12 protein-coding genes and 1 pseudogene are annotated in these 10819 nt (G+C 33.8%); 2 read left to right on the forward strand and 11 right to left on the reverse strand.

The features are described 5' to 3' along the window. From AC1DIT_RS24730 to AC1DIT_RS24775, 10 genes and pseudogenes are all read right to left on the reverse strand, one after another. Window positions 1-383, reverse strand: a pseudogene (locus tag AC1DIT_RS24730) (transglutaminase domain-containing protein); the annotation flags it as partial. 757 nt (window positions 384-1140) lie between these two features. Further along, window positions 1141-2550, reverse strand: a complete 1410-nt coding sequence (locus AC1DIT_RS24735; RefSeq protein WP_016132566.1) for a PH domain-containing protein — start codon at window positions 2548-2550, stop codon at window positions 1141-1143. Then, window positions 2543-3019, reverse strand: a complete 477-nt coding sequence (locus AC1DIT_RS24740) for a PH domain-containing protein (RefSeq protein WP_016132565.1) — start codon at window positions 3017-3019, stop codon at window positions 2543-2545. Before AC1DIT_RS24740 ends, AC1DIT_RS24735 begins: the two co-directional genes overlap by 8 nt. A gap of 88 nt (window positions 3020-3107) precedes the next feature. Beyond that, window positions 3108-3290, reverse strand: a complete 183-nt coding sequence (locus AC1DIT_RS24745) for a hypothetical protein (RefSeq protein WP_016113672.1) — start codon at window positions 3288-3290, stop codon at window positions 3108-3110. A 94-nt stretch (window positions 3291-3384) separates the two neighbouring features. Next, on the reverse strand, window positions 3385-4392 hold the full coding sequence (locus AC1DIT_RS24750; protein ID WP_016132564.1) for a HAMP domain-containing sensor histidine kinase: 1008 nt from the start codon (window positions 4390-4392) through the stop codon (window positions 3385-3387). Continuing rightward, entirely contained in the window at window positions 4389-5060 is a 672-nt protein-coding gene (locus tag AC1DIT_RS24755; protein WP_016113670.1) for a response regulator transcription factor, read from the reverse strand. Before AC1DIT_RS24755 ends, AC1DIT_RS24750 begins: the two co-directional genes overlap by 4 nt. A 37-nt stretch (window positions 5061-5097) precedes the next feature. Continuing rightward, complete coding sequence (locus tag AC1DIT_RS24760; RefSeq protein WP_016131215.1) at window positions 5098-6081, reverse strand: alpha/beta fold hydrolase; 984 nt, start codon at window positions 6079-6081, stop codon at window positions 5098-5100. Window positions 6082-6322: 241 nt separating this feature from the next. Next, complete coding sequence (locus AC1DIT_RS24765; protein ID WP_016113668.1) at window positions 6323-7042, reverse strand: EcsC family protein; 720 nt, start codon at window positions 7040-7042, stop codon at window positions 6323-6325. A gap of 13 nt (window positions 7043-7055) precedes the next feature. Beyond that, window positions 7056-8267 (reverse strand): ABC transporter permease, encoded by a 1212-nt coding sequence (locus AC1DIT_RS24770; RefSeq protein WP_016113667.1) that lies wholly within the window; start codon window positions 8265-8267, stop codon window positions 7056-7058. Continuing rightward, window positions 8260-9003, reverse strand: coding sequence for an ABC transporter ATP-binding protein (locus AC1DIT_RS24775; protein ID WP_016131214.1), 744 nt, complete (start codon window positions 9001-9003; stop codon window positions 8260-8262). The genes AC1DIT_RS24770 and AC1DIT_RS24775 overlap by 8 nt, the downstream gene beginning before the upstream one ends. Window positions 9004-9581: 578 nt before the next feature. On the opposite strand from AC1DIT_RS24775, the gene AC1DIT_RS24780 reads away from it, so the two are divergent. Beyond that, entirely contained in the window at window positions 9582-10016 is a 435-nt protein-coding gene (locus tag AC1DIT_RS24780; RefSeq protein ID WP_016131213.1) for an HIT family protein, read from the forward strand. A 41-nt stretch (window positions 10017-10057) separates the two neighbouring features. Here AC1DIT_RS24780 and yhzF read toward each other — a convergent pair whose 3' ends face one another. Beyond that, complete coding sequence (gene yhzF / locus AC1DIT_RS24785; RefSeq protein WP_016113664.1) at window positions 10058-10249, reverse strand: membrane protein YhzF; 192 nt, start codon at window positions 10247-10249, stop codon at window positions 10058-10060. 79 nt (window positions 10250-10328) lie between these two features. Between yhzF and AC1DIT_RS24790 the strand changes: the two genes are divergently transcribed. Next, a complete protein-coding gene (locus AC1DIT_RS24790) occupies window positions 10329-10691 on the forward strand; it encodes a YtxH domain-containing protein (RefSeq protein ID WP_016113663.1) in 363 nt (120 codons plus the stop codon). The last annotated feature ends 128 nt before the right edge of the window (window positions 10692-10819 follow it).

The following is a 10819-nucleotide window of genomic DNA, read 5'->3' on the forward strand; positions in this document are numbered from 1 at the left end:
TGCATTGCTCCACTTCCGTTGAAGTAGTACCATGCTCCATTAATTGACTGCCAATCTGTTTGCATTGCTCCACTTCCGTTGAAGTAGTACCATGCTCCATTAATTGACTGCCAATTTGTTTGCATTGCTCCACTTCCGTTGAAGTAGTACCATGCTCCATTAATTGACTGCCAATCTGTTTGCATTGCTCCACTTCCGTTGAAGTAGTACCATGCTCCATTAATTGACTGCCAACCTGTTTGCTTCATGYCGTTTACATTGTAGTAATTCCATACCGATCCAGTTTGTTTCCATCCTGTATCAGCACTTGCATAAGTAGCTACTGTTGACCCCATAACTGTTAGACCAACTGCCATAGCTAACATTTTGATGTTTTGTTTCATAAATTCATATTCCCCTTCTGTTGACCTATTTATCTATCAAGCATTAACAGTGAGGGCGTTGCAAAACTAAAATAAATATTCAATATTATAAGTTTTTCGTTTTCATAGACAATATTAGCGACTAAACAACAAGATTTGAAGTGTACAATTATAATATTATAACAAAAATTCCAATCATTTTTCATGCGATATTGCATAAAAACGATTGGAAAGAAGATAAAGATTGCCATTCATTGAATATTTCATTACTGATTCCAATATTCCTTCATGTTTCATGTAACTATCCTGCTGTGTTATTCGCATAACAAATGAAACAACATGATTATCATTCAACACTTTCTATCGTAATACAGAAAGAATAGTATTTTTTCGTTTTTTGGGTAATGATTTGCCTTAACTTGATGAGCCCCTTTTTTACATATAAGTCGCTGCTATGAAAAACAATATGAACTTGCACTCGTTTTCTCTCTCTGGTTTCACTTGGCATGGAGAAAAAAAGAGCTGACCGCTTCTATCCATGATCGAATCCTCTCTCCTACCCAAAAAGAATGGTTTTCTATCCGTTTTTCATTTTATATAATTTTGATTTCCAACATACAAATTACGGCTATGAAAACAAAAGCAGATCTCCACTCATTTTCTCCTTTTGTTTTCACTTGGCATGGGGCTAAAAAAGGATCTGACCGCTTCTACGCATGGCCAGATCCTCTATTCCCCCTCTAAAAAGAAAAGGTTTGTCTTTTTTCTATTTAGGTTTCTACTTATTCTTATACCAATCTAACATACACTCTGCATCTTCTAAACGCGTATGCTCTAATTTATAATTTGTGGATGCACTAGAGAAAGTCTGCGAACATAAATGCGCTCCACGCTGAAAATAAGATTGYGTTTTCTCGATTGATTGTACATGTCTTCTTCTTACTAAACCTGTATATTTAGCAATGTTACGATACACCATCGTTAATTGCTCGCCTTCTACTCTATAGCCACCTGCACGAAATGTCGCATATCCAAGTGACATAAGTAATCCAAACAGAGGTAACAGCGCCCAAATTACAAAATATTTTTCAAAGTATATGCTTACACCTGTAATCGGAACTGCTAATATACAAAAGAAAATAAAACTCCCTAACAAATAGCGGCGCAGTGCCGTTTTTGGCAAAGCTGTAATATTAGAGTTTAGTTCATATGGCAACTGTAAATGAGCGAGCAATTCTGCAACGCGGTCTTTCCGAATGACCGGATGGAGTGTAACATTCTCCTCACCTTTTTCATGATTTTGAATGACTTCTACATGCACAGAGCAGTAACCAAATGGTTGACGGAATATCCCTTCTTTTATCGTAATTCCTTGAATACGATGTAGCTTTAACACAAGTTCTTTTCTCTCAAGAAGCCCTTGTGAAATACGAATTTCATCATTTTTCCGATGCACTGTAAAATTCGCATGCTTTAAGGCGTAACCAAATGTGGATACAATCCAAGAAACAACAAGTAAGACCGCAACCATATAAATCCAACCGTACACATCATGATCCATCACATATGTTTCTACTCTTTCTTTCATCCATTTCGGGATATATTCATCTACTTGGGAGTAAATAAAGAATAATAAAGAGAACAACAAACCAAATTGACCAGATGTAACGGATGCTAATAAAATCTCTTTCCACGTCAACTTATATTCCGTCCGATTTTCTTCTGTCAAACTAGCATTTACAGTATCCTCTTCTATTTCTGTATGTTTCTCTGTCGATTCAGTTAACATTGTAATTAATGTTTTTGCTTCGTCAGCTGTAATACCAGCTAAACTAACCTCAGGCTCACCACCACCGCCAGCTGTTTCAATTTTGAGCTTCGTTAAACCTAATATTTGATATAACATACTTGAACTTGTATTAATCGTCTGTACGCGCTCTTTATTCAAGTAACTTTCTTTTTTCACAAATAGTCCTTGTTTAATGTGTAGTACATTATTTTCTATCCAGTATACTTTATAGTACCATTCAACAATAATCGAGACGACTGAAATCACTAAGAAGCCGATCGGTACTAAATACCAAAATGGAAATTTTCCTTTTAAACTAAACAGAAAAATAATGAATGGTATAAAGTCTGTTATTTTTAATTCCAATAACATCGTGATTGGATGCTGCCTCTTATACATCCTCATCACTCACTTTCGCAAGTTCTCCAATTTGGCGCTTCAGCTGTTCCGCTTCTCTCATCTTTAACCCTGGAATACTATGAGAAGTAGCGGCAGTTGAAATTTGTAATTCTGCTAAATCATATTTTCTCATAATTGGACCTTGCTCAATTGTAACGTGTTGCACACGAATCATCGGAACTAATACACGCTTAACCGTAAACATTCCGTGCTGAATTTCTAATTCTTCTTCATTTAACCGATAGCTGTAATAACGCTGACGTAATTTCGGAAATAGAACGTAGTCAAACGGTGTATACACAACCGTCAACCCAATAAGTACATAAAACAGCCAAGCCCACCAATTAAATTTAATCATGAAAAAGAGATAAGCAAGGATGACTAACACACTTATGCCTAGTTCAATTAAAACACGAGCTTTCCAAACTCTGACCATATCAGGATGAATTTCATTTTCCAATGGCTGCATCTAATCACTCCAAATTTAGTAATCTAATATATGAATTCTCTCATTTTACCATTTTACAGAAAATTACATGGAAATAGAAATGTTTTTATTATAATTCTTTCTTTTCATCATCTTTCTTCTCCGGAATGAAATACCCGAACCAAATGAACCAAATGAGCCCAATCAATGCTGTCCAATCCTTGTCACCTTGAAACGCATCAATTACATTCGGCAATTTATAAACACCAATAAACCCAAGGAGGCCTAGCCACCAGTCTTTTCGAAACTTCATCTTTTCCTTCTCCTCTCTACCGATTAATCGATTCTATCTATTTTCGATTCTAAATATCCACATCTCGGCTATGAAAACAAAAGAAGACCTGCACTCATTTTCTCTTTTTATTTTCACTTGTTGTAAAGTAAAATATAGTCCCATTTTTATTTGATTGTAACGTATATTTTATATCGAGCATTCTAGATATATCCTGAATGATTTTTAATCCTAGCCCCGCACTTTTACGATTCATATCGAAACCAATTCCATTATCCTTAATAGAAACAACATGATTTTCAATGGTTATCTCAAGCTTTTTAGCTTTTGAATGTTTTAACGTGTTCTGGAAAATGTTATCAAATAACCTTTGAATCCACAAATCGTTACTCGTCCATATTAAATCTTTATTTATTGGATTATATATTAATTCAATATCATGAATACTGTACAAATAATTCCACTTTTTAACCATTGCTTCTAATAAATCGTGTATATTCACCTCATGATTTAAAACATAAGAGCTTTCTAATGTATCAGTGGATTGTAAGTTAAATTCATTGGTTAATTCAGCAATATACTGTATTTGTTGATATAACGATTCTAATATTGGTGCTTGATCATTATATTGACCTTCTAAATAGAATAATTGTAACCTAACAGCTGTTAAAGGAGTATTAATATCATGTCTTAATTTATTTAAAAGTTCCTTTTTTATTTCCTCTTGCTGTTTAAGTTCTAATTCTCGATATGTAGTTCTTTCAATTAATAAATTTACCGACCTAATGAGTTCCCCTATTTCATCGTCGTTTTTAACATCTAATTTATTCGGGATCTTTTCATCACTAGCTAAATTTCGAATAGTTTTATTTAATATATTTATTTTATTTAATAGTGAATTAATGGATTTCGAAAATAAAAAGGCTAACAATAATAACGATAAAAAAAAGACGCCTAGCATAGTAGGATATGCAAAAGATTCATTAAATGGAATATTATTATTTTTCGTTTTAAACGCAATATTATAAATGACTGACATAGAGATACTAATCAATAGTAATAAAAATGGTACGCTTATAACAGCAGAAAACAACAATAACTGGTATTTTTTCTTTAATTTCATTTCTTTATATAGGTATTTAATCTATACCCTTCTCCATATATATTTTGAATAATTTCACCCGTGTTATCATTGATTTTTGTTCTTACTTTTTTTATGTGCACATTCACGATATTTTGATTTCTATCTTCGAGTTGCCATAAATAATCAAAGAAATGTTCTTTCGTTAAAATACGATTCCTATTTTCATATAAATAGAAGAATATTTTACGCTCAATCGCAGTAAACTCAATTTCATTATGTAAGTTATGATTGAAAACTTTTTTATGCTCAGCATCAATATATAAATGTTTGATTTGTGTAAAAGTACCATATCGATTATCTAGCATTTTCTGCATTCTTAGTAATAGTTCTCTAGGATCAAAAGGCTTTATCATATAATCCTCTCCGATTGTTAAACCTTGGAGTTTGCTGTCCATATCACTTCGAGCAGATAGAAAAATAATTGGAATATTTAATCCTAGATTTTTTATTTTCTTTGTAATTTGATAGCCATCTTCACCTGGCAACATAATATCCATTATGACTAAATCTATCTCGTGGATGATATCAATAACTTCTTTTCCTTCTTTCTTCCAACATACATAATACCCTTCGCGTTGCAAAATCTTTTGTAATAAATCTCCAATCATTAAATCGTCTTCAACAATTAAAATTTTATATCCCTTCATCACATAGACCTTCCATTTTCAAAATAAGAATCTCTTACTATTTTTCTACTTTTTTATTGATAAAATTCATGGCAAGATTATATATCTCATCAGGCTCATATAAATAAATGCTGTGCGTACCTTGAATTTTTATTACATCTGCTATCAATAGTTGCTCTGCAAACTCCTCATAATCTTTGTTTTTTTGTTTTGTATATTTCGAATTTTTATTTTGTTTAGCGATCGCATCTAAAAATAAAATAGGTGTTTCTTTTGGTATCGGTAGGTTAACTGATTTTTTACCATTATTGTAACTCTGTAAAAGCTCTTGCTCCATATCATTATTAAAAAATTGTTTATATGATAGTGCTTTATACATTTCTTTTTCATGTTCAGTTAAAAAAGATTGCCGGATCACCTCGGGATTATACGTAACAGAAGGAAAAAGACGATGTACACCCATTTTCGTTAACAGATTGAATCCTCTTACTTTTAATGAATCCACTAGGTTCATTTTATGAGTTACGTATTGCTTCGGTAAACCAATATCTAAAGCAATAATTCCCTTCACTTCATTTGGATACTTTTGTGCCCAGTAAATTGCTTCGATACCTGAGATAGAGTGTGGTACTAATACATACGGCGGTTTATTTCCACTTTGTATGAGCGCTTCTCTACTTTGTTCTAACATCGTATCAATATCTCTATCATCGTGAAAAGCCTCACTGTATCCATAACCAGCTCTTTCAATAACCGCAATCTTGTTTTCTTTTGAAAACTTGCTATATAGTCCTTTCAGTTCATAAACAGGAGCAGCTATCCCAGATCCAGACATAAATACATATGTATCCTCACCGCTCCCTTCCTTGTATACATTGATTTTTTTATTATTAAAATTAACTAATGTTCCCTCACTTTTGATTAATGACGATTCTTTACTTAATTGATAATTATGGTATATAAAAACAGATAGTAACACCAGTAAGATAACCGCAATCGACACAATACATATATTCTTTAATACTTTAAATAATTTTCTCATAGAATTCTCCTTTCAAATTATATTGAAAGGATACAATATAAAAATAAATTTCTAATAAATTTTCCTCTGTGTTTCTAGATAGAAGTCATTTGTTCAGCTCGAATGGTTGAAATTATATTTGTTTAAACTAGAGTTTTATCCACTTTTCAACTTCAGATGTTCTTCTTTTAGACATAAAAACCCCCTTTGGTAAGCATAACCAAAGGGGGGATACTTCTGGATTTCATTTCAAAGCCACATATTAAATTGATATTCCCTTCCGCTGAAGCAACCGCAAACGATAACAATTCATCGTCACTTCTCCAAGCCGTTGCAATAATTGATAATTTGCATACGCTCCGACCGGGGCACCAATAACCGGAACAAGCTGCAGCATCTTCGCTAAATCGATATAATCGCGATATTCTTGCTGAAATTTCTCCCAGTCAATATGATTTTCTTTTTGTGTGTCCCACGTTTCAATTACTTTCCATATTTCCTTGCGATGATCATCACTTGAAAAAGCTAATTGAAACACATGGAGAATAAAGAAACGCTCTTCTTCTTTGCTCGTATCAAATCCATACATAGTCGCTGCATCAAATAAAAATTTCATTTTAATGCTGAGTAAAAGCGGGAAATCTGCCAGGCCTAAGAGAAAACCACCCGCTCCCGTTCCTGCACCTTCTGCGGCCGCAACCTTTTTATACTCATCCATTTTCTTTAAAACCTCTGCATCTCTTCTTTCGAGCGACCAGTCTGTTTCTCTTAGCTTCGGTTTTATAAAATTCGATCCGACGCTAATACCTTGCACCATCTTTTTAATTGTTTCCGTTAATACATTCTGCACTTTTTCCGGAATAAGCTGTTGCACTTTCGTTTGTACCTTTTTCGAAAACCGGGTCATCATAGAAGAATTTTTCATGATTGTATGTTTCCACTGCTGCAACTCTTTTATGACCTTCCCTTCATATTCAGTCATAAGTTCATTCCTTTCAGTTTAAACGCTCAATGCGCTTTGCACCGTATTGATAGACAAAACCAATACTAAAAGCTATGCTAGCGGCGAATAAAATACAGGTCATGATGATATCTTTTGTTGCCAAAGCAAATATGATTGTAAATACGATACTGCCTATACATAAAATTGCATTTAACAGACAAAGAAAATCCTTTTTCTTTTCTTCTACGGTCACTGGATATAAATCAAGCCAAAGTTTTAAACGATGATGTTTCCAAAGGCTTAATAGTTGATAACCAATTAAGTATAGAAATACGATACTCACAATGAAACGCCCATATAAAAACGGTATAAAGTAAAGAATTACACCACCAATAGCAAGTAAGCGCATATATAAACCAAAGTAGTTGCCTGATCTTAAAAATGTACGTGTATACAAATATAAATATGTACGTTTTTCACCAATCATGGAAAGTACAAAATCAAGCCATTTCCGGCGTGACACTCGTTCTTTTAATGCTGGTACATCGACAAACATGTTGGCAATGCGGTACAGGCGCATCATTTTCTTTCCTTCTTCTGCAATTAAGTATTCCCAGTTTAACGGTTTTCCTTTTACTTTTTGATGCATGAAGGCAAGATATATAACCATTACAAAGAGAATCGCTCCTATATAAATTACTGAGATACGCTCGACAAGGAAATACACAAATAATCCGTTACATATAAAGCGAACGAACCAATCTGCACGCTGCATGCCTTGATCTGTTAAAAATGATTTTTCCCACGCTACAAATAAATTCCAAGCTTTGACTAAAACAAGCGCTACTACAACCCATATGTAAACCGCTCCTGTTTGCTTCATTTGTTGGAAATATAACGGAGCAAGCGCGGCCGCTACAATTGCTATCACATATAGCTGAATCATAAACGTAAAGAGAAATGCTTTTGTAAAGTATGGTTTTAATTTTTCTTCAACTGGAAGTAAATACACAAGATCCGCTTCTTTTAATAACGTTTGAATAGATCCTGCTGTTAATACAAACCCAAGTAAAACCGCCATAACAAGCGCGGCCGGAAATGAAGGGGTCAATGTTTGTAGCCATTGCTGATAATAATAGGCACCAGCACCGATGATAAATACGAAAATAAATTTTAAATGATCGTTAAAAACATATTTACTATATGTACGAACTTCTTTTAAAAAATGCCTGAATCGCTCTTTCCACAATGCTCTGCTATTCATAATCTTCTTCCTTTGTTAATGCAATATAAATATCATCTAGCGTCGCACCCGGCATGTTAAATTGTGATTGCAACTCAGATAACGTTCCTTTCGCACGAATTTCACCTTGATGTAAAATAATAAAGGAATCGCAGTAACGTTCTGCTGTCGCTAAAATATGGGTACTCATTAAAATACCAGCACCGCTCTTTTTCATCTTGTCCATTATTTGGAGTAATGATTGAATCGCTAATGGATCGAGTCCAACGAAAGGTTCATCGACAATATAAAGTGACGGTTCAACAAGAAAAGCACTCATAATCATCACTTTCTGCTTCATACCTTTTGAAAAATGAGCTGGGAACCATTTTAAACGATTCGTCATTCGAAATTCTTTTAATAATTGTTGTGCGCGTTCTTCATATTGCTTCTCATCTATACCATATGCCATCGCTGTTAACTTTAAATGTTCTTCCAATGTTAACTCGTCATATAATACAGGTGTTTCAGGAATAAAAGAAAAACTAGATCGATACGCTGTCATATCTTCTCGAATTGTTTTTCCGTTAATTGTTACCGTACCTTTTTTCGGTTCCATTAAACCGATAATATGTTTAATCGTTGTACTTTTACCAGCACCATTTAAACCGATTAAACCAACAAGCTCACCTTTATTAACAGAAAATGAAACGTTTTGCAGCACCGGCCGCTTCGTATATCCTCCTGTGACATTTTCCACACGTAATAACTGTCCCATATGACACCACTTTCTTATTCATTCACTTGTGCAAGCGTATTTTTTATAGAATGTATATATCCATCTTACCAAAAAACAAAAGATACTACATAGTACCGAATTTCTTCAAAAGAAATTTAATTTCTTTGCATACCTTTTCCGAAACGGGACATCATAATTAGTGAAGAAGGAACACATTGAAAAAGCAGCCACCAAGTTGATGAACATAGCTTAGCGAAATCATCATGAAATGGGGTGTCCATAATGGACAAAGAAAATTTACACGAAACCAGATAATTTGTTTCATTTTAGAAACGGGGTGTCTCGAGGAGAGTATATACTGTTTTATAAAATAAACAAGTTCATTTCATAAAGGATTATCATTTCATTGTAAATGGGGTGTCTAAGGCAGAATACGAGCCGAATTGTCACATATTTCCTAAATAAATGAGGTGTCTGCGAACGGTAGATTAAATTAAAATGCTTTTTCAATCCCTCTTCAGAAAACAGGAAGCTGAGTCAGCTTCCTGTTTTTCGTGTTTGTTCTCCTATGTAAATATGGTAAAATACGGCTAAGACTACTTGAAAGGATGAGAATAATGAATCATACAGCGGATAATTGTATTTTTTGTAAAATTATTGAAGGACAAATCCCTTGCTCAAAAGTATATGAAGATGAACATGTGCTTGCATTTTTAGATATTAGCCAAGTGACAAAAGGGCATACACTTGTCATTCCAAAGGTACATAAACAAGACATTTTTGCTTTAACGCCAGAAATTGCATCACATATTTTTTCTGTCGTTCCTAAAATCTCAAATGCGATTAAATCTGAATTTAACTCAGTCGGCTTTAACCTTTTGAATAACAACGGTGAAAAAGCTGGACAAACTGTATTCCACTTCCACCTTCACTTAATTCCACGCTACGGTGAAAACGATGGTTTTGGCGCCGTTTGGAAATCACACCAAAATGAATATACGACGGAAACTTTACAAAACATCGCAAGTACCATTGCAAATAGTGTAAAATAAGGGTAAGAATTCTCTCTATTTTGTACGAATTGTAAACCGTACTACAGAAACATATAAAATACGATTGTACATAACAAGCCTATTCCTCCAAAAGAAATGTACTGCATGGCTTGTTTCTTAACCCAAAATGCTGGAGGATACGATCTTTTTTGCTTTATAAATAACAATAAATGCATAGCACGTACAAGAAAGAAAAGACTTACGATAAAACAAATTGTTGTTACAAGTTTCACTTTTCTCCCCCCTTGTCTTAAGCATATGCATTGTTTTATACATCATGAATATGAACAAAAAATAAGGAGGTTTCCTTTTATGTCAAAAGCTAAATCCTTTGTAACAGGTATCATTTGTGGCGGAGCTGTCGCTGGACTAGCCGTTCTTTTTTCTACTCCTTCTTCTGGTAAAGATATGCGCAATAAACTAAAAGAAAAAGGAAATGGTATTAAAAAAACGCTGGCTGATATTACTGCTGATACAAAATTATTAAAACGTCAAATTGTTGAAACAGCTTCAGAAGGTAAAGAAGTTTTTCAAGAATTGAAAGACGATATGCAGGATACGTTTTCCACATGGAAACAAGATATTTCCCAAAACAAGCTTCATATTGAACAAGAGATTTTAGACATTCAAAAATCAATTGAAAAACTGCAACAAGCAGTTCCAGAAAAAGCGTAAACGATGTTTCATTCTTAGTTTTTGCATATAACAAATATTTTTTATAACTATTTCTCTTCCCGCGACATATCACATAGATATGTCGTGTTTTTATGCATTTACAATATATGTTATCCTCTATTACGTGA

This window comes from Bacillus sp. 05T22 (assembly GCF_056396765.1).